This window comes from Citrobacter sp. CK185, assembly GCF_030333565.1.
In the GTDB taxonomy this organism is placed as follows: Bacteria; Pseudomonadota; Gammaproteobacteria; order Enterobacterales; family Enterobacteriaceae; genus Citrobacter_B; species Citrobacter_B koseri.
Map to the genome: position 1 here is coordinate 185,081 of NZ_JAOWFR010000022.1, position 19,199 is coordinate 204,279.

The window sequence follows — 19,199 nt, forward strand, 5'->3', positions numbered from 1 at the left end:
ATCAGAAGAAAACAACGTAGACCGCAGCAGCCACGATAAAGCGGTAAATCGCAAACGGAATGAACGAGATGCGCTTAATCAATTGCAGGAAGGTTTTGATGGCGATCAGCGCCACAATGAACGCAGTCACAAATCCCACGGCGAACATGGGGATATCTTCCACCGTCAGGAACGACCAGCTCTTGTAGAGATCCAACGCCGTCGCGCCCATCATCATCGGAACAGCCAGCAGGAATGAGAATTCCGATGCGGCATAGCGACTCACCCCCATCAACATCCCACCGGAAATGGTCGCGCCGGAACGGGAAAAGCCCGGCCACAGCGCCAGACACTGGAAGCAGCCAATCATAAACGCCTGACGATACGTCATATCGTCCAGGCCCGGCGCGCGCGGCTCTTTCGGCTTCAGGCATTCCGCGGCAATCAGCAGCAGACCGCCCACGACCAGCGCATACATCACGTTAACGGGATTAAACAAAGACTTAATGGTGTCATGGAACACCAGGCCCAGCACCACGGCCGGGATCATCCCCAGCACAATATGCCCTAACGTCAGCCGCCCTTTTCCGGTGCCTTCATGCGGTTGTTTGCCAAAGTGAATGCCGATCAGGCCGAACAAACGCCGCCAGAACATCACCACCACCGCCAGGATCGATCCCAGCTGAATTACCACCTCAAACGTCTCTGCCGTATCGCCTTCAAAACCCAACAGGTGACCAACAATGATCATATGGCCCGTGCTGGAGACGGGCAAAAACTCCGTCAATCCTTCGACCACACCCAAAATTGCCGCCACCAGCAGCGAGTGTATATCGCTCATCAATAAACCCCTAAATCAAAAAAAACGAACAGCAGTTATGACTCCAGCTTTAAGACCCATATATCGCCGTTTGGTTTAAAAACTATGAAGTTAATTATTTTCTTTCAGATTATTGCCACGCTCAATGATAACGCCAACATTCGCCGCACGCGCTACGGCGCCGGGCTTACTGAGCTTGATGCGCACCCACGGAGAGTTAAAGCGGCTGAGCAGCAGATCTGCCACCTCTTCCGCTACGCGTTCGACTAACGCAAAACGGCCGCCCTCCACATGGCTGACTACCGTATCGGCAATGTCGGCATAGCTCAGACAATCCGCAACGTCGTCGCTTCTGGCTGACTTACGGTTGTCCCACGCCATTTCGATATCGAACACCAGTTTCTGTTCGATAGTTTGCTCCCAGTCGTAAACACCGATAGTGGTGATTACCGAAAGTTGCTCTATAAATACAATATCCATCACGACCTGCCTGCTTTTTGGCTAACCCGGATACCACTTCCGGCGAAATATGCGTATTATCCACAGAAGTAGCGTTTAACACGACATTTTCAAAACGGAACAGCTTATGAGTGCAATCGCGCCTGGAATGATCCTCTTCGCGTACCTCTGCGGCTCAATTTCCAGTGCCATTCTGGTCTGCCGCATTGCAGGTTTACCCGACCCGCGTCAGAGTGGCTCCGGTAACCCTGGCGCGACCAATGTGTTACGCATAGGGGGCAAGGGAGCAGCCGTAGCGGTACTGATTTTCGACGTCCTCAAAGGCATGCTGCCGGTCTGGGGCGCTTATGCATTAGGCGTAACCCCTTTCTGGCTGGGCCTGATTGCCATCGCCGCCTGTCTGGGGCACATCTGGCCGGTCTTTTTTGGCTTCAAAGGCGGGAAAGGCGTCGCGACCGCATTCGGCGCGATCGCGCCCATCGGCTGGGACTTAACTGGCGTGATGGCGGGCACCTGGCTGCTGACCGTCTTACTGAGCGGTTACTCGTCATTGGGCGCGATCGTCAGCGCGCTGATTGCGCCATTCTACGTGTGGTGGTTTAAACCCCAGTTCACCTTCCCGGTCTCTATGCTGTCTTGCCTGATTTTGCTGCGCCACCATGACAACATCCAGCGCCTGTGGCGTCGTCAGGAGACGAAGATCTGGACGAAACTCAAGAAGAAGCGCGAGAAAGATCCGCAGTAGTTTTTTGCACCACGCCGTAGGCTGGATAAGGCGAAGCCGCCATCAGGCACATACGCATCGCCGGATGGCGACGCAAAGCGTCTTATCCGGCCTACAGATTGGTTCACCACGCCACCTGATATCCCTCGTCTGGCTTGCCGAGTCGCTTCTGGCACCATGCCGCCAGAAACTCCACACATACCCGTAACTTTACGCTGCGGTACAGCGGTTCCTGATAGACCGCCCAGATATTGGCGCTCTGCGCATACTCCGGCAATACCCTCACCAGTTTACCGCTCGCCAGAAACGGCTGCACATCCCACTCTGAACGCAGCATGATCCCTTTGCCCTCCAGCGCCCACTGCAAAACAATTTCACCGCTATTGGAAGAGAGGTGTCCGGTTACTTTCACTGATTTTTTCTCTTGCCCGTTCCCCAGTTCCCATATGCCGTGGGTCATATCACGTTCTTTTGTCACCAGACAATCATGACCGCTTAATTCTTGTAAGGTTTTCGGCTCAGGATATTTCTGGAGATATGCGGGAGACGCGCATAATATTCTTTTATTCTTTGTTAACAAATGCGCAATATAATAATCAGGAATTTCATCGTTAATCCGAATATCCAGATCGATATTATCCTGTACCAAATCAATTTGCCGATCGAAGAGTTCAAAGTGAACCTGTAATTCAGGATAATTGCGCATCAGGTCGGTAATGGCAGGTGCAATATAACTGCGGCCAAAACCAAAACTACAGCCAATGCGAATCATTCCCTCCGGGCGCGTTTTAATTTGCGTCACCTCATCCACCAGCCGCTGATAGTGCGTGAGGAGCTTCAGCGCATGTTCATAGCAGCGTTGCCCGCTTTCCGTCAGCGCAACACCCCTTGCCGAGCGGTTCAGCAGCGTGGTGGCAAGGGTTGTCTCAAGAATCTGAATCCGTTTCGTCACGAACGCGGGCGTTTGCCCCAGCGCCGCCGCTGCCGCACTAAAGCTTCCCGTATGGACAATTTCAACCAAAACCTGTAGGTCTTTGGCTAAGGGATAGTTGTTCAGCATCTGTCGGTTATCCGTGATTTTAATACACGCAGTGTAAATCTCTTAACGTCGTTAAACCCTGCCTTTGCTCAATTTTCATCACCTTTCTGTGGTGTGATTCACGAACTGTTAATTGCATATACACAGTGACAAAAAATATAAAACCACACCTTTAGTGGTAGTTTACTCCAGAGAATTTATTTCCAGATTAATAAAAGAACTGGAGTTGATATGATGAGCAATCAAAATAACCAAAATGCGGTTACTACGTTGACGGATATTGTCGCTAATTTTACCGCCATGATCTCTACCCGAATGCCCGACGACGTCGTCGATAAATTAAAACAGCTGCGTGATGCCGAAACCTCATCGATGGGAAACATTATCTACCACACGATGTTCGATAACATGCAAAAAGCAATCGACCTGAACCGCCCGGCCTGCCAGGACACGGGTGAAATTATGTTCTTCGTGAAGGTCGGTTCCCGCTTCCCGCTGCTGGGCGAGCTGCAAAGTATTCTTAAGCAGGCCGTGGAAGACGCCACCGTAAAAGCGCCGCTACGCCATAACGCGGTCGAAATTTTCGACGAAGTGAATACCGGCAAAAACACCGGCAGCGGCGTGCCGTGGGTCACCTGGGAGATTATTCCCGATGGCGACGATGCGGAAATTGAAGTTTATATGGCGGGCGGCGGTTGCACGCTGCCGGGGCGTTCCAAAGTGCTGATGCCTTCCGAAGGCTACGAAGGCGTGGTGAAATTCGTCTTTGAAAACATCTCCACGCTGGCGGTCAATGCCTGTCCGCCGGTACTGGTCGGCGTGGGCATCGCAACCTCCGTCGAAACCGCCGCCGTGCTTTCCCGCAAAGCGATTCTGCGCCCGATAGGCACCCGTCATCCGAATCCAAAGGCGGCAGAGCTTGAGCTGCGGCTGGAAGAAGGGCTAAACCGCCTGGGAATCGGCCCACAAGGGCTGACCGGCAACAGCTCGGTGATGGGCGTACACATCGAATCCGCCGCCCGTCATCCGTCAACCATTGGCGTGGCTGTCTCCACCGGCTGCTGGGCGCACCGTCGCGGTACGCTGCTGGTTCATTCTGACCTCTCCTTCGAAAACCTGTCCCACACCCGGAGCGCGTTATGAAAAAGATCCTCACTACCCCGATCAAAGCCGAAGACCTGGAAGATATCCGCGTTGGCGATGTGATCTACCTGACCGGAACGCTGGTGACTTGTCGCGACGTTTGTCACCGCCGCCTGATCGAACTCAAGCGCCCTATTCCTTACGATCTCAATGGCAAAGCGATTTTCCACGCCGGGCCGATTGTGCGTAAAAACGGTGATAAATGGGAGATGGTCTCCGTCGGCCCGACCACCAGCATGCGTATGGAAGCCTTTGAAAAAGAGTTCATTGAGCAGACCGGCGTGAAGCTGGTGGTCGGAAAAGGCGGTATGGGGCCGCTGACCGAAGAAGGCTGCCAGAAATTCAAAGCGCTGCACGTCATCTTCCCGGCTGGCTGCGCGGTGCTGGCGGCAACCCAGGTCGAAGAGATAGAAGAGGTGCACTGGACGGAACTCGGCATGCCGGAATCGCTGTGGGTTTGCCGGGTGAAAGAGTTCGGGCCGCTGATTGTTTCTATCGATACCCACGGCAACAACCTGATCGCCGACAACAAAAAACAGTTCGCCGAGCGTCGCGGTCCCATCGTTGACGAGATCTGCGAGTACGTGCACTACATCAAATAACCCTTCAGGAGAGGCGCTACGCCTCTCCCTTTTCTCAGGGATACGACAATGGCACCTTTATCTGGTTGGTGGCGATACCTGGCTCCACTGGTGGTCATCGCCATTATTGCTGTTTTGCCCGTCCCCACCGGTCTTGAGAGCCACACCTGGCTCTATTTTGCGGTCTTTACCGGCGTCATTGTGGGACTCATTCTGGAACCTGTACCGGGCGCGGTCGTGGCGATGATCGGGATTTCGATCATTGCCGTTCTGTCGCCGTGGCTGCTGTTCAGCCCCGATCAGCTCGCGCAGGAAGGTTTTAAATTTACCGCCAAAGCCCTCTCGTGGGCGGTGTCTGGTTTTTCTAACTCGGTTATCTGGCTGATTTTCGCCGCCTTTATGTTTGGCACCGGCTATGAAAAAACCGGTCTCGGTCGGCGAATTGCGCTGATGCTGGTGAAGAAGATGGGCCATCGCACGCTGTTTCTTGGCTATGCGGTGATGTTTTCCGAGCTGATCCTCGCCCCGGTCACGCCGTCTAACTCCGCGCGCGGCGCCGGGATCATCTACCCGATTATCCGCAACCTGCCGCCGCTCTATAACTCGCAGCCTAACGACGCCAGCTCCCGCTCCATTGGCTCGTATATTATGTGGATGGGCATCACCGCCGACTGCGTTACCAGCGCCATTTTCCTGACGGCGATGGCGCCTAACCTGTTGCTGATTGGCCTGATGAAAAGCGCATCCCATACGGCGCTAAGCTGGGGCGACTGGTTCTTAGGAATGCTGCCGCTAAGCATTCTGCTGGTCTTGCTGGTTCCGTGGCTGGCCTACGTGCTGTATCCGCCGGTACTGAAGTCGGGCGACCAGGTGCCGCGCTGGGCGGAGGCTGAGCTAAAGGAGATGGGCCCGCTCTGCTCGCGCGAGAAAAAGATGCTAGTGCTGATGGTCGGCGCGCTGGTGCTGTGGATCTTCGGCGGCGATTACATTGATGCCGCGATGGTCGGTTACAGCGTGGTGGCACTGATGCTGGTATTACGCATCATCTCCTGGGATGACATCGTCAGCAATAAAGCGGCATGGAACGTTTTCTTCTGGCTGGCTTCGCTGATTACGCTCGCCACCGGACTGAACAATACCGGCTTTATCACCTGGTTTGGCAAACTGCTGGCAAACGGGCTAAGCGGCTATTCGCCGATGATGGTGATGGTCGCGCTCATCGTGGTGTTTTATCTGTTACGCTACTTTTTTGCCAGCGCCACCGCTTATACCTCCGCGCTGGCGCCGATGATGATTGCCGCTGCGCTGGCGATGCCGGACATCCCCTTACCGGTGTTTTGCCTGATGGTCGGCGCCGCCATTGGTCTGGGCAGCATTCTCACCCCCTATGCGACCGGCCCAAGCCCCATCTATTACGGTAGCGGTTATCTGCCGACGGTGGATTACTGGCGGCTGGGCGCTATTTTTGGCCTGATCTTCCTGGTTCTGCTGGTAATAACCGGCCTTGTCTGGATGCCTCTCGTTTTGCTGTAAACCTCGTTGGGGCGGCATGACGCCGCCTCTTTTTTCCATAAGCTTCTCGTATGACCGTTTTCCCGATGCGCTGAGGCATACTTTTTTGTATGCACTCCCCTCACGCTGATAAGGGAAACGCTCTGGACACCGTTGCGCATAAGACTCTCACACGGGGCTGGCAGGCCGAACTGGATCTGCGGTTTACCCGCGCCGCGCATAAAACAGTGCTCACTTCGGCGCGACACGTCGGCCCGCTGACGGTACAGCGTCCGTTTTACCCGGAAGACGACGTTTGCCACCTCTATTTGCTTCATCCGCCGGGCGGTATTGTCGGGGGCGATGAACTCACGATTTCCGCCACGCTTGCAACAGACAGCCATGCGTTAATCACCCAGCCTGGCGCAGGGAAGTTTTACCGCAGTCGCGGCCCTCAGGCGCAGCTGCGGCAGGATTTTTATCTCGCCCCGCAGGCCACGCTGGAGTGGCTGCCGCAGGATACGATCCTTTTTCCCGGCGCGAACGCTAACATCCAGTCGGTCTTTCATCTGGCGCAAGAGAGCCAACTGCTGGCCTGGGATCTGCTCTGTTTGGGGCGACCGGTGATGCAGGAAACCTTCAGCCACGGCACGCTGCGCAACCGCCTGGAAGTATGGCGGGACGGTACGCCGCTATTAATAGAAAGGCTGCACCTTGAGGGAGGAAACCTGCACACCGTCGCCAGACATCCCTGGAGCGGTACGCTGCTCTGTTATCCCGCCACGGAAAAGATGCTGGACGGCGTACGCGAGCAAATTGCCCCCCTCGGCGACTACGCTGGCGCGACGCTGATTGATTCACTGCTGGCCCTGCGCTTCCTCGGGCACGACAACCTGCTTATCCAGCGCGTTATGCGCGCCGTCTGGCAATCCTTACGACCACAACTGACCCAAAAACCGCCATTCCTGCCCCGTATCTGGCAGACATAAGAGAATCACTATGGAACTGACTCCCAGAGAAAAAGACAAGCTGTTGCTCTTTACCGCCGCGCTGGTGGCGGAGCGTCGTCTGGCGCGTGGACTGAAGCTGAACTACCCGGAATCGGTGGCGCTGATCAGCGCTTTCATTATGGAAGGCGCCCGCGACGGCAAAAGCGTGGCGTCACTGATGGAAGACGGTCGCCATGTGTTGACCCGCGATCAGGTGATGGAGGGCGTGCCGGAAATGATCCCGGATATTCAGGTTGAAGCCACCTTTCCAGACGGCTCGAAACTGGTCACCGTTCATAACCCGATCGTATAAAGGAGGAACCATGATTCCAGGCGAATACAGGATCTCCACGGGAAACATCGCGATCAATACAGGCAGAGAAACCTGCACGATCGTGGTTGAGAATCATGGCGATCGCCCGGTTCAGGTCGGATCGCACTATCACTTTTACGAGGTCAACCCCGCATTACGCTTTGACAGGCAAGCCGCACGCGGTTTTCGCCTGAACATCCCCGCAGGCACGGCGGTGCGTTTTGAGCCGGGGCAAAAACGCGAGGTCGAACTGGTGCGCATCGCCGGGGCACAGCGTATTTTTGGTTTTCGCGGCGAGGTAATGGGCTCTCTGGAGGCAGACAATGACTGAGATTTCCCGGCAGGCTTATGCCGACATGTTTGGCCCGACGACCGGCGACCGGGTGCGTCTGGCGGATACCGAACTGTGGATCGAAGTCGAAAACGATCTCACGACCTACGGCGAAGAGGTGAAATTCGGCGGCGGTAAAGTGATCCGCGACGGTATGGGCCAGGGGCAAATGCGTGCTCGCGCGTGTGTGGATCTGGTGATCACCAACGCGCTGATCGTCGATCACTGGGGGATCGTCAAGGCGGACATCGGCATCAAAGACGGCAGGATCTTCGCCATCGGCAAAGCCGGTAACCCGGATATTCAGCCCAACGTGACGATCCCGATTGGCGTCGGCACGGAGGCGATCGCCGGCGAAGGGAAGATCGTTACCGCAGGCGGCGTGGACACGCATATTCACTGGATCTGCCCGCAGCAGGCGGAAGAGGCGCTGGTCTCTGGCGTGACGACCATGATTGGCGGCGGCACCGGCCCGGCGGCGGGCACCAATGCCACCACCTGCACGCCTGGCCCGTGGTACATCGCCCGCATGTTGCAGGCGGCGGACAGCCTGCCGGTGAATATCGGTTTTCTCGGCAAAGGGAATGGCTCGAACCCGGACGCGCTGCGTGAGCAGATTGCCGCCGGCGCGATCGGCCTGAAGATCCACGAGGACTGGGGCGCGACGCCTGCGGCGATCGACTGTGCGCTGACCGTGGCTGAAGAGATGGATATTCAGGTCGCGCTGCACAGCGACACGTTAAACGAGTCCGGTTTCGTCGAGGACACGCTGGCGGCAATTGGCGATCGCACGATCCATACCTTTCATACCGAAGGGGCGGGCGGCGGTCACGCCCCGGATATTATCACCGCCTGCGCGCATCCCCATATCCTCCCCTCCTCCACCAACCCGACGCTGCCTTATACCGTCAACACCATTGACGAGCATCTCGATATGCTGATGGTCTGCCACCATCTCGACCCGGATATCGCCGAAGATGTGGCGTTTGCCGAGTCGCGTATTCGTCGGGAAACCATCGCCGCCGAAGATGTGCTGCACGATCTCGGCGCCTTTTCCCTGACCTCGTCGGATTCCCAGGCGATGGGACGAGTGGGCGAAGTCATTCTGCGAACCTGGCAGGTGGCGCACCGGATGAAAGTACAACGCGGCCCGTTAGCGGAGGAGACGGGCGATAACGACAACCAGCGCGTAAAACGCTACATCGCCAAGTACACGATAAACCCGGCGCTAACCCACGGCATCGCCCATGAGGTCGGTTCTGTTGAGGCGGGAAAGCTGGCGGATCTGGTGCTCTGGTCTCCGGCCTTTTTTGGCGTAAAACCCGCAACACTCATCAAAGGCGGGATGATCGTCTGCGCGCCGATGGGTGATATCAACGCCTCGATTCCTACCCCGCAACCGGTGCATTACCGGCCGATGTTTGGCGCGCTTGGCGCGGCGCGTCATCACTGTCGCCTGACCTTTCTTTCTCAGGCTGCGGTTGAAAACGGCATTGCGCAGCAGCTCAACTTACGCAGCGCCACCGCCGTCGTGAAAGGCTGCCGGACGGTAAAAAAAGCCGACATGATCCACAACAGCCTGCAACCCAACATCACCGTTGACGCCCAGACTTACGAGGTGCGCATTGACGGTGAGCCGATCACCAGCGAACCGGCAGACGTGTTGCCGATGGCCCAGCGTTATTTTTTATTTTGAGGAGACGACATGCTGTATCTGACGCAACGTATTGAAACACCCGCCGCCGTCACGGCAACGCTGACGCTCCCCATTGATGTCCGCGTCAAAAGCCGGGCGAAGGTAGTGCTGGGCGACGGACGCGAAGCCGGTTTACTGCTGCCGCGCGGTTTGCTGTTACGCGGCGGCGATCGCCTGAGCACGGAAGATGGCGCAGAGGTGGTGGAGATCATCGCCGCAAACGAAGCCGTTTCGGTCGTGCGCTGCGCCGATCCGTTCCTGCTCGCCAAAGCCTGCTACCACCTGGGCAACCGCCACGTTCCGCTGCAAATTCTGCCTGACGAGCTGCGCTATCACCACGATCACGTACTCGACGACATGCTGCGCCAGTTCAGCTTAGAGGTGACTTTCGCGCATCTGCCCTTTGAACCGGAGGCGGGGGCATATGCCAGCGAATCTCACGGCCATCACCACGGCCACGCCCACTGATGACTGACGCCAGACAACGGCTACGCCTGATGCAGCTCGCCAGCAGCAGTTTACCGGTGGGATCGTTTACCTGGTCTCAGGGGCTGGAGTGGGCGGTGGAGATCGGCTGGGTGAAAAACGCGGAAGACTTTGCGCACTGGCAAACGCAACAGCTGGAGCAGAACTTTTTTACCGTCGACCTGCCGATTTTCGCCCGGTTGTACCACGCCTGTGAACGGAATGACGTTACCGCCGCTCGCCGCTGGAGCGCATATCTGCTGGCCTGCCGGGAAACCCGGGAACTGCGTGAAGAAGAGCGCAGCCGGGGGGCGGCGTTTACACGCCTGGTGGTGGACTGGGTGCCGGACTGCCCGCAGACGTGGCGTCCGCTTTTTGCCGACAGCCAGCTCTGCGGTATGGCGTGGCTGGGCGTGCGCTGGCGCATCCCGCTGACGGATCTGGCGTTAAGCCTCGGCTACAGCTGGTTAGAAAGCGCGGTGATGGCGGGGGTGAAGCTGGTGCCCTTCGGACAACAGGCGGCGCAGCAGCTCATTCTTTCGCTTTGCGACCATTACGCGCAGGGTATGGCGCAGGCGCTGGCTCGCCCGGATGCGGATCTGGGCTCATCCACGCCGCTGTCCGCCATCGCTTCTGCCCGTCACGAAACACAATATTGCCGATTATTTCGCTCCTGAGGAGACACGATGAACAACTATAAACATCCCCTGCGCGTCGGCGTGGGCGGTCCGGTGGGTTCCGGTAAAACCGCCCTGCTGGAAGCGTTATGCAAAGCGATGCGCGATACGTATCAACTGGCGGTGGTGACTAACGATATTTATACCAAAGAGGATCAGCGCATTCTTACCGAAGCGGGCGCGCTGGCGCCGGAAAGGATTGTCGGCGTGGAAACCGGCGGTTGTCCGCATACCGCCATTCGCGAAGACGCCTCAATGAACCTGGCGGCGGTGGAAGCATTAAGCGAGACATTCGGCAATCTGGATCTGATCTTTGTCGAGAGCGGCGGCGATAACCTGAGCGCCACCTTCAGCCCGGAGCTGGCCGATCTGACGATCTATGTGATCGACGTGGCCGAAGGCGAGAAGATCCCGCGTAAAGGCGGGCCGGGGATCACCAAATCCGATTTTCTGGTGATCAACAAAACGGATCTGGCGCCGTATGTGGGCGCGTCGCTGGAGGTAATGGCGCGCGATACAATGCGCATGCGCGGGGATCGGCCGTGGGCGTTTACCAACCTGAAAGCCGGTGACGGCCTGGCGACGATTATTGCGTTTCTGGAAGATAAAGGGATGTTGCGGGTGTAGCGTTTTTTATCGCCGGGAGGCGGCTTCGCCTGACCCGGTCTACGGTATTGTAAGCCCGGTAAGCGAGCCGCCACCGGGCAAAACATCACGCCGCAGGCAGCTCCGCCAGCGGCCAGCGAGGACGCACGCTCACGCCTAAATCCGCCGTTGCGCCGGCTTTGAAGCGCACCATACCGGCGTAGGCGATCATCGCGCCGTTATCGGTGCAAAACTCTGGCCGCGCGTAGAACACTTCGCCACGCCGTTTTTGCATCATTTCCGCCAGCTTCGCACGCAGCGTGCGGTTGGCGCTCACCCCGCCGGCCATCACCAGACGCTTAAAGCCGGTCTGATCCAGCGCTCGCTTACACTTGATCATCAACGTATCCACCACCGCATCTTCAAACGCACGGGCAATATCGGCGCGGGTCTGTTCATCATCACCGTTGCTGCGGATCGTGTTTGCGGCGAACGTTTTCAGCCCGGAGAAGCTGAAATCCAGCCCAGGACGGTCGGTCATCGGACGCGGAAAGACAAAGCGACCTGCGGTGCCCTGTGCCGCCATTTTCGACAGCATCGGGCCACCAGGGTAATCCAGTCCCAGCAGTTTGGCGGTTTTATCAAACGCTTCACCGGCCGCATCGTCAATGGATTCGCCTAACAGCGCATACTGACCAATCCCGGTCACGCTGATAAGTTGGGTATGACCGCCGGAGACCAGCAGCGCCACGAACGGAAATTCCGGCGGATTGTCTTCCAGCATCGGCGCCAGCAGGTGCCCTTCCATATGGTGTACCGGAATTGCCGGAACATTCCAGGCAAACGCCAGCGAACGGCCAACGGTCGCGCCGACCAGCAGCGCCCCCACCAGACCCGGCCCTGCGGTATAGGCCACGGCATCAATCTCTTTCGCCGTCAGACCCGACTCTTTCAACGCCGCCTGGATCAGCGGTACGGTCTTGCGTACGTGGTCGCGCGAGGCCAGTTCAGGCACTACGCCGCCGTAGTCAGCGTGCAATTTCACCTGACTATACAATTGGTTGGCTAACAGACCTTTTTCGTCGTCGTAAATAGCGATGCCGGTTTCATCGCAGGATGTCTCAATACCCAGTACACGCATGACTTGTTTTACCTCACTCTGATACCGCGCAGTGTAGGGCCAATGCGGGTTGATGTAAAACTTTGTTCGCCCCTGACGACAGCCTCGTGTATACTCCTCACCCTTATAAAAGTCCCTTTCAAAAAAGGCGTCGGTGCTTTACAAAGCAGCAGCAATTGCAGTAAAATTCCGCACCATTTTGAAATAAGCTGGCGCTGATGCCAGCGGCAAACCGATTTAATCAAAGGTGAGAGGCACATGCCGGTAATTAAAGTACGTGAAAACGAGCCGTTCGACGTAGCTCTGCGTCGCTTCAAGCGTTCCTGTGAGAAAGCAGGTGTTCTGGCGGAAGTTCGTCGTCGTGAGTTCTATGAAAAACCGACTACCGAACGTAAGCGCGCTAAAGCTTCAGCAGTGAAACGTCACGCGAAGAAACTGGCTCGCGAAAACGCACGCCGCACTCGTCTGTACTAATGCGTTGAGGGCGTAAGCTCTCGATTCAGACCGAGTTGTAGTTGTAAGGCCGTGCTTCCGAAAGGAATGCGCGGCTTATTTTCGTTTATGCATTGGCATATATACAAAATCATTCAGGATGCGGCAAAGCGGCGCCTGAAAGATGAAGTGTATAAAAGGGGCATATGGCTGGACGAATCCCACGCGTATTTATCAATGACCTGCTGGCACGCACCGACATCATCGATCTGATCGATGCGCGGGTGAAGCTGAAAAAGCAGGGCAAGAATTTTCACGCGTGCTGTCCGTTCCATAACGAAAAAACCCCCTCTTTCACCGTGAACGGTGAAAAACAGTTTTACCACTGCTTTGGCTGCGGCGCACACGGCAACGCGATCGATTTCCTCATGAACTACGACAAGCTCGATTTCGTGGAAACCGTCGAAGAACTGGCTGCAATGCACAACCTGGAAATTCCCTACGAAGCAGGGACAGGTCTTAGCCAGATAGAGCGCCATCAACGGCAAAACCTCTATCAGTTAATGGACGGGCTGAATGCGTTTTATCAACAGTCGCTCGCCCACCCCACAGCAGAGCCTGCGCGCCAATATTTGCAAAAACGCGGCCTTAGCGCTGAAATCGTTCAACGCTTCGCGATTGGTTTCGCTCCGCCAGGCTGGGATAACGCATTAAAACGTTTCGGTAATAATAGCGACAACAGAGCGCTGTTACTGGATGCCGGAATGCTGGTCAACAATGACCAGGGCAGAACCTACGATCGTTTCCGTAATCGGGTGATGTTCCCGATTCGCGATAAACGAGGACGGGTGATTGGTTTTGGTGGTCGCGTACTCGGTAACGATACGCCGAAATACCTGAACTCCCCGGAAACCGATATTTTCCATAAAGGTCGACAGCTGTATGGCCTTTATGAAGCTCAGCAACATAACGCTGAACCGCAGCGGCTGCTTGTTGTTGAAGGCTATATGGACGTTGTCGCGCTGGCGCAGTACGACATTAACTACGCCGTGGCATCGTTGGGGACATCGACAACAGCCGACCATATCCACATGTTATTCCGGGCGACTAACAATGTGATTTGCTGTTATGACGGCGATCGGGCCGGACGCGATGCGGCATGGCGAGCGCTTGAAACGGCAATGCCCTATATCACCGACGGACGGCAGTTGCGTTTTATGTTCCTGCCTGATGGCGAAGACCCGGATACGCTGGTGCGTAAAGAGGGCAAAGAAGCATTCGAAGCACGGATGGAGCAGGCTCTGCCGCTCTCTCTGTTTCTCTTCAATAGCCTCTTGCCGCAGGTTGATTTGAGTACGCCGGATGGAAGTACGCAGCTTGCCGCGCTGGCGCTGCCGCTGATTAACCAGGTTCCCGGAGATACGCACAGGATCCAGCTACGACAGATGCTGGGGCTGAAATTAGGCATCTTTGACGATAGCCAGCTTGACCGCTTAATGCCAAAACAGGCAGAAAGTGGCACGGTACGCCCTGCTCCGCAGCTAAAACGCACGACCATGCGTATACTTATAGGGTTACTGGTACAAAACCCGGATTTGGCGCCGTTAGTACCACCGCTAGGCGGCCTGGATCAAAAAAAGCTGCCCGGGCTTGGCTTATTTGAAGAACTGGTCAACACTTGTTTGTCTCAACCAGGTCTGACCACCGGCCAACTTTTAGAACATTATCGCGGCACAAATAGTGCTGCGACCCTTGAAAAATTGTCGATGTGGGACGATATAGCTGATAAGGACATTGCTGAAAAAACCTTCACCGACTCACTCAACCATATGTTTGATTCGATGCTTAAGCTGCGCCAGGAAGAGTTGATTGCTCGCGATCGCACACACGGTTTAAGCAACGAAGAACGCCGGGAACTCTGGACGCTGAACCAGGAACTGGCCAAAAAATGAATTGATAGACAAAACCATTCAAGTTGTATTAAGGCAGCAAGAGAACGCAGCTAACGCAGAGACAACTTGAAGGATGACGTATTTAACGGCTTAAGTGCCGAATAGCGATCGGGAAGCCCCCGACAGCCGCACTGAGAGGCAGCGGCAAAAATATAAGTACGCCCTCGCTTTAAAGGTTGGCAGATACACCGCCGACACCAATCAAACGAAATAAGTGTGGATACCGTCTTATGGAGCAAAACCCGCAGTCACAGCTGAAGCTTCTTGTCACCCGTGGTAAGGAGCAAGGCTATCTGACCTATGCCGAGGTCAATGACCATCTGCCGGAAGATATCGTCGATTCAGATCAAATCGAAGACATCATCCAAATGATCAACGACATGGGTATTCAGGTGATGGAAGAAGCACCGGATGCCGATGACCTGCTGCTTGCTGAAAACACCAACAACACCGACGAAGACGCGGAAGAAGCTGCTGCTCAAGTTTTATCCAGTGTTGAATCTGAAATCGGTCGTACCACTGACCCGGTACGCATGTACATGCGTGAGATGGGTACGGTTGAACTGTTAACCCGTGAAGGCGAAATCGACATCGCTAAACGTATCGAAGACGGGATCAACCAGGTTCAATGCTCCGTTGCCGAATACCCGGAAGCGATTACTTATCTGCTTGAACAGTACGATCGCGTTGAAGCCGAAGAAGCTCGCCTGTCAGATCTGATCACCGGCTTTGTTGACCCGAACGCTGAAGAAGATATGGCGCCTACCGCCACGCACGTCGGTTCTGAACTCTCTCAGGAAGAGATGGACGACGACGATGATGAAGACGAAGAAGAAGACGACGACAGCAGCGATGACGACAACAGCATCGACCCGGAACTGGCGCGCGAAAAATTCGCAGAGCTGCGTACGCAGTACGAAGTCACCCGTGACACCATCAAAGCGAAAGGTCGCAGCCACGCCGATGCGCAGACCGAAATTCTGAAGCTGTCTGAAGTGTTTAAGCAGTTCCGCCTGGTGCCGAAGCAGTTCGACTACCTGGTGAACAGCATGCGCGTCATGATGGATCGCGTTCGCACGCAAGAACGCCTGATCATGAAGCTCTGCGTTGAGCAGTGCAAAATGCCGAAGAAAAACTTCATCACCCTGTTCACCGGCAACGAAACCAGCGAAACCTGGTTCAATGCCGCCATTGCGATGAACAAGCCGTGGTCCGAAAAGCTGCACGATGTCACTGAAGACGTTCAGCGCAGCCTGCAAAAACTGCAACAGATTGAAGAAGAAACCGGCCTGACCATCGAGCAGGTAAAAGACATCAACCGTCGCATGTCCATCGGCGAAGAGAAAGCCCGCCGTGCGAAGAAAGAGATGGTTGAAGCGAACTTGCGTCTGGTTATCTCTATCGCCAAAAAATACACCAACCGTGGTCTGCAATTCCTGGATCTGATTCAGGAAGGCAACATCGGTCTGATGAAAGCGGTAGACAAGTTCGAATACCGTCGTGGTTACAAATTCTCCACCTATGCCACCTGGTGGATTCGTCAGGCGATCACCCGCTCTATCGCGGATCAGGCGCGCACCATCCGTATTCCGGTGCATATGATTGAGACCATCAACAAACTCAACCGAATCTCCCGCCAGATGCTGCAAGAAATGGGTCGCGAGCCGACGCCAGAAGAGCTGGCCGAGCGCATGCTGATGCCGGAAGACAAGATCCGTAAAGTGCTGAAGATCGCCAAAGAGCCTATCTCCATGGAAACGCCGATCGGCGACGATGAAGATTCGCATCTGGGGGATTTCATCGAGGATACCACCCTCGAGCTGCCGCTGGACTCTGCCACCACCGAGAGCCTGCGTGCCGCAACGCACGACGTGCTGGCTGGCCTGACGGCGCGTGAAGCAAAAGTGCTGCGTATGCGTTTCGGTATTGATATGAACACCGACCATACGCTGGAAGAAGTGGGTAAACAGTTTGACGTTACCCGCGAACGTATCCGTCAGATCGAAGCGAAGGCGCTGCGTAAACTGCGTCACCCGAGCCGTTCTGAAGTGCTGCGTAGCTTCCTGGACGATTAATCTCGCCGCATAAGCATCAACGCCACCGCAAGGTGGCGTTTTTTTACCGCTTACAGCCCATCAACCACCAGCGATTCATCAAGTTCCCGATACGCCTCCACCAGCTTTTCCGTCCTGATGCGATTTAAGCCGCTGGGATTCGGCAACACCCAGATCTGCGTATCGCCAATGGTCATCGTCTGTTTTCCCCACTGCGCGCCGCGCTGGCTAAATCCCTGCTCAAACGCCTGCTTGCCCAGAATCGCCAACGCCGCAGGTTGATAGTGCTCAATCTTCTCAATGAGCTTATGGCCGCCGCTACGCATCTCCTGAAGCTTAACTTCATTCGCCTGCACGGTAGGCCTGTCGACAAATTTGGTAACGCCACAGCGGAAATCCAGCAGATGCTGCGCCTCTTCCGGTTTCAGTTGACGCCCGGTAAATCCGGCAAGGTGGATTACCTTCCAGAAACGGTTGGCAGGATGCGCGAACGGGAACCCTGTCCCCGCAGAAGAGAGGCCGGGATTGATGCCGCAAAATACCACTCTCAGCTCCCGCGCCAGTATGTCCTTAACCATGTTAACTCCTGAACGATACATCAGGCTGAAAGTATAACGGATTGAAAATACGTTGTTTATAAAAACAGCATCCGTACGGTTATGGCTGGATTGCAACACGGAGTTACTTTATAATCCACCGCCACGGCCCCTTAGCTCAGTGGTTAGAGCAGGCGACTCATAATCGCTTGGTCGCTGGTTCAAGTCCAGCAGGGGCCACCAAGTTTTAGCTTTAAAATCATATAATTAGGCCACTCTTGCGAGTGGCTTTTTTGTTTTCTCGTTTTCGAGTGGCGATAAAATGGCGGTAGATTTTATACCGACATTTTCCTGAGCGTATAAAAAAACCGCACACGGCGGGCATTTAGCGGAAATCTTTCAGAGCCACAGTGGCCGCTGACCACCGACAGTCAGGTGCGGCGGTGCCGGGTCGATGCCTCCCGGAGTAACAATAAAGCGCTCTATCGTTTCCATTGTCATAAACGTACAACTACAGTTGATGTCCTGGCACTGGTGGTAGCGCTCTTTCGTGTTTTCGGTTAGATAGCGGCTTGTTCACGCATGTGCGGCATGATGGCACTTCGGACAATGAAACATAACCCGCTCACTATTCTCAAATCGTGAAGAAATGATAATCATCAATTCATTTTTTGTGAATATATTTTATTCATCATCCGATTCCGCGCTGTACTCCACATCAGAGAGTTTAACCTCAAACTCTAAGCCCGTCGTGAAGCCACTATTATTCAGATTGTGAGTCACCTTACTGATTAACCAGTCTATGACGCGCTTAAAGCCGACACGCGTACAGGTGTCTCAGGAAATAAATCAGCCCGACCGAGCGCCAGCGTAATTGAAAACTCCGCAACGCCTCGCTGCAACTTATCCCACTTAGCCCATTCGCCTGCGCTCTGCCGTGCATCACAGCTCACCGATTTACGTTAAACGCAACGTGCTCGCGAGCACCTACATTCCGCCCCCGTTGTTATCCCGTCAGGATTTCAGCCGCTTTGCACTCGACTACCTGGTATTCGGCAACGCCTTTCTTGAGCAGCGCCACAGCGTCACCGGCCAGTTAATCAAACTTCTTGCCTCACCGGCCAAATACACCCGACGTGGGGTCGACGATTCTATATTCGGGTTTGTGGAAAACTTCACTCTACCTCATGAGTTCGCGCCTGATACCGTATTTCACCTGCTGGAGCCCGACATTAATCAGGAGATTTACGGCCTGCCCGAATATCTCAGCGCGCTTAATTCCGCCTGGCTGAATGAATCCGCGACGCCGTTCCGCCGCAAGTATTACCAGAACGGCGCGCACGCGGGTTACATCATGTATGTGACCGACCCGGCGCAGAGTGCGACCGACGTCGAATCGCTGCGCGAGGCGATGCGCAACTCGAAAGGGCTCGGCAACTTTAAGAATCTGTTTTTCTATGCCCCCGGAGGAAAACCGGACGGCATTAAAATCGTGCCACTGAGCGAGGTCGCCACAAAGGATGACTTTTTCAACATCAAGAAAGCCAGCGTAGCCGACCTGATGGACGCCCACCGCGTACCGTTCCAGCTCATGGGCGGCAAGCCCGAGAATATCGGCTCACTCGGCGACGTTGAGAAGGTGGCAAAGGTATTCGTGCGTAACGAGCTGTCACCCCTTCAGGACAGGTTCAGGGAGGTAAACGACTGGCTCGGCATGGAGGTCATCAGGTTCGACAACCCGGAATAATCCCCATCAGGCCGCCAGCATGGCGGCTTTTTCATACCCCTCCACCATCACGCCTCAGACGCGCCA

19 protein-coding genes, 1 tRNA gene and 3 pseudogenes are annotated in these 19,199 nt (G+C 55.4%); 16 read left to right on the forward strand and 7 right to left on the reverse strand.

What is annotated here, in order from left to right; translation table 11 throughout:
- Position 1 precedes the first annotated feature (1 nt).
- Entirely contained in the window at positions 2-820 is an 819-nt protein-coding gene (bacA, locus tag OGV79_RS06620; protein WP_012135186.1) for an undecaprenyl-diphosphate phosphatase, read from the reverse strand.
- Positions 821-910: 90 nt separating this feature from the next.
- Positions 911-1,279 (reverse strand): bifunctional dihydroneopterin aldolase/7,8-dihydroneopterin epimerase, encoded by a 369-nt coding sequence (gene folB / locus OGV79_RS06625; RefSeq protein WP_012135187.1) that lies wholly within the window; start codon positions 1,277-1,279, stop codon positions 911-913.
- Positions 1,280-1,385: 106 nt separating this feature from the next.
- On the opposite strand from folB, the gene plsY reads away from it, so the two are divergent.
- Positions 1,386-2,003 carry a glycerol-3-phosphate 1-O-acyltransferase PlsY gene (gene plsY, locus OGV79_RS06630; protein ID WP_012135188.1) on the forward strand — a complete coding sequence of 206 codons (618 nt, stop codon included), beginning with the start codon at positions 1,386-1,388 and terminating at the stop codon, positions 2,001-2,003.
- Positions 2,004-2,106: 103 nt separating this feature from the next.
- On the opposite strand, the gene ttdR is transcribed toward plsY, so the two are convergent.
- Positions 2,107-3,042: an L-tartrate utilization transcriptional activator TtdR gene (ttdR, locus tag OGV79_RS06635; protein WP_012135189.1), complete on the reverse strand. Its 936-nt coding sequence runs from the start codon at positions 3,040-3,042 to the stop codon at positions 2,107-2,109.
- Positions 3,043-3,252: 210 nt separating this feature from the next.
- Between ttdR and ttdA the strand changes: the two genes are divergently transcribed.
- The 10 genes from ttdA (at position 3,253) to ureG (ending at position 11,334) form a co-directional block, all read left to right on the forward strand.
- A complete protein-coding gene (gene ttdA / locus OGV79_RS06640; RefSeq protein ID WP_012135190.1) occupies positions 3,253-4,164 on the forward strand; it encodes a L(+)-tartrate dehydratase subunit alpha in 912 nt (303 codons plus the stop codon).
- Entirely contained in the window at positions 4,161-4,766 is a 606-nt protein-coding gene (gene ttdB / locus OGV79_RS06645) for a L(+)-tartrate dehydratase subunit beta (protein WP_012135191.1), read from the forward strand. Before ttdA ends, ttdB begins: the two co-directional genes overlap by 4 nt.
- Before the next feature lie 48 nt (positions 4,767-4,814).
- The gene (locus OGV79_RS06650) at positions 4,815-6,278 is read left to right on the forward strand and encodes an anion permease (protein WP_199976900.1); all 1,464 of its coding nucleotides are present in this window, start codon (positions 4,815-4,817) and stop codon (positions 6,276-6,278) included.
- An 89-nt stretch (positions 6,279-6,367) separates the two neighbouring features.
- Positions 6,368-7,225, forward strand: coding sequence for an urease accessory protein UreD (locus OGV79_RS06655; RefSeq protein WP_199972207.1), 858 nt, complete (start codon positions 6,368-6,370; stop codon positions 7,223-7,225).
- 10 nt (positions 7,226-7,235) lie between these two features.
- Complete coding sequence (locus tag OGV79_RS06660) at positions 7,236-7,538, forward strand: urease subunit gamma (protein WP_042289336.1); 303 nt, start codon at positions 7,236-7,238, stop codon at positions 7,536-7,538.
- A 10-nt stretch (positions 7,539-7,548) separates the two neighbouring features.
- On the forward strand, positions 7,549-7,869 hold the full coding sequence (locus OGV79_RS06665; RefSeq protein ID WP_115608825.1) for an urease subunit beta: 321 nt from the start codon (positions 7,549-7,551) through the stop codon (positions 7,867-7,869).
- Entirely contained in the window at positions 7,862-9,565 is a 1,704-nt protein-coding gene (ureC, locus tag OGV79_RS06670; protein ID WP_047461135.1) for an urease subunit alpha, read from the forward strand. The genes OGV79_RS06665 and ureC overlap by 8 nt, the downstream gene beginning before the upstream one ends.
- A 9-nt stretch (positions 9,566-9,574) precedes the next feature.
- Positions 9,575-10,033 (forward strand): urease accessory protein UreE, encoded by a 459-nt coding sequence (gene ureE / locus OGV79_RS06675; RefSeq protein WP_012135197.1) that lies wholly within the window; start codon positions 9,575-9,577, stop codon positions 10,031-10,033.
- The gene (locus tag OGV79_RS06680) at positions 10,033-10,707 is read left to right on the forward strand and encodes an urease accessory protein UreF (RefSeq protein WP_115181094.1); all 675 of its coding nucleotides are present in this window, start codon (positions 10,033-10,035) and stop codon (positions 10,705-10,707) included. Before ureE ends, OGV79_RS06680 begins: the two co-directional genes overlap by 1 nt.
- A gap of 9 nt (positions 10,708-10,716) precedes the next feature.
- Entirely contained in the window at positions 10,717-11,334 is a 618-nt protein-coding gene (gene ureG / locus OGV79_RS06685; RefSeq protein WP_114848347.1) for an urease accessory protein UreG, read from the forward strand.
- An 85-nt stretch (positions 11,335-11,419) separates the two neighbouring features.
- Here ureG and tsaD read toward each other — a convergent pair whose 3' ends face one another.
- Positions 11,420-12,433, reverse strand: coding sequence for a tRNA (adenosine(37)-N6)-threonylcarbamoyltransferase complex transferase subunit TsaD (gene tsaD / locus OGV79_RS06690; RefSeq protein ID WP_047461129.1), 1,014 nt, complete (start codon positions 12,431-12,433; stop codon positions 11,420-11,422).
- A gap of 237 nt (positions 12,434-12,670) precedes the next feature.
- On the opposite strand from tsaD, the gene rpsU reads away from it, so the two are divergent.
- The 3 genes from rpsU to rpoD all read left to right on the forward strand — a co-directional run bounded on the left by rpsU (position 12,671) and on the right by rpoD (position 16,871).
- Positions 12,671-12,886, forward strand: a complete 216-nt coding sequence (gene rpsU, locus OGV79_RS06695; protein WP_001144069.1) for a 30S ribosomal protein S21 — start codon at positions 12,671-12,673, stop codon at positions 12,884-12,886.
- Between the two features lie 164 nt (positions 12,887-13,050).
- Entirely contained in the window at positions 13,051-14,796 is a 1,746-nt protein-coding gene (gene dnaG / locus OGV79_RS06700; protein WP_012135203.1) for a DNA primase, read from the forward strand.
- A 200-nt stretch (positions 14,797-14,996) separates the two neighbouring features.
- The gene (rpoD, locus tag OGV79_RS06705) at positions 14,997-16,871 is read left to right on the forward strand and encodes an RNA polymerase sigma factor RpoD (RefSeq protein ID WP_286468208.1); all 1,875 of its coding nucleotides are present in this window, start codon (positions 14,997-14,999) and stop codon (positions 16,869-16,871) included.
- Between the two features lie 50 nt (positions 16,872-16,921).
- On the opposite strand, the gene mug is transcribed toward rpoD, so the two are convergent.
- Positions 16,922-17,428, reverse strand: a complete 507-nt coding sequence (gene mug, locus OGV79_RS06710; protein ID WP_012135205.1) for a G/U mismatch-specific DNA glycosylase — start codon at positions 17,426-17,428, stop codon at positions 16,922-16,924.
- Between the two features lie 125 nt (positions 17,429-17,553).
- On the opposite strand from mug, the gene OGV79_RS06715 reads away from it, so the two are divergent.
- Positions 17,554-17,629: transfer RNA gene (locus OGV79_RS06715), tRNA-Ile, on the forward strand.
- Between the two features lie 156 nt (positions 17,630-17,785).
- Here the strand turns inward: OGV79_RS06715 and OGV79_RS06720 are convergent.
- Both OGV79_RS06720 and OGV79_RS06725 read right to left on the reverse strand, forming a co-directional pair.
- A pseudogene (locus OGV79_RS06720) lies at positions 17,786-18,004 on the reverse strand (DNA-binding transcriptional regulator).
- A 66-nt stretch (positions 18,005-18,070) separates the two neighbouring features.
- Positions 18,071-18,303 (reverse strand): annotated as a pseudogene (locus tag OGV79_RS06725) (phage late control D family protein); the annotation flags it as partial.
- A gap of 8 nt (positions 18,304-18,311) precedes the next feature.
- Here OGV79_RS06725 and OGV79_RS06730 point away from each other — a divergent pair.
- Positions 18,312-19,133, forward strand: a pseudogene (locus OGV79_RS06730) (phage portal protein); the annotation flags it as partial.
- Positions 19,134-19,199: the final 66 nt, after the last annotated feature.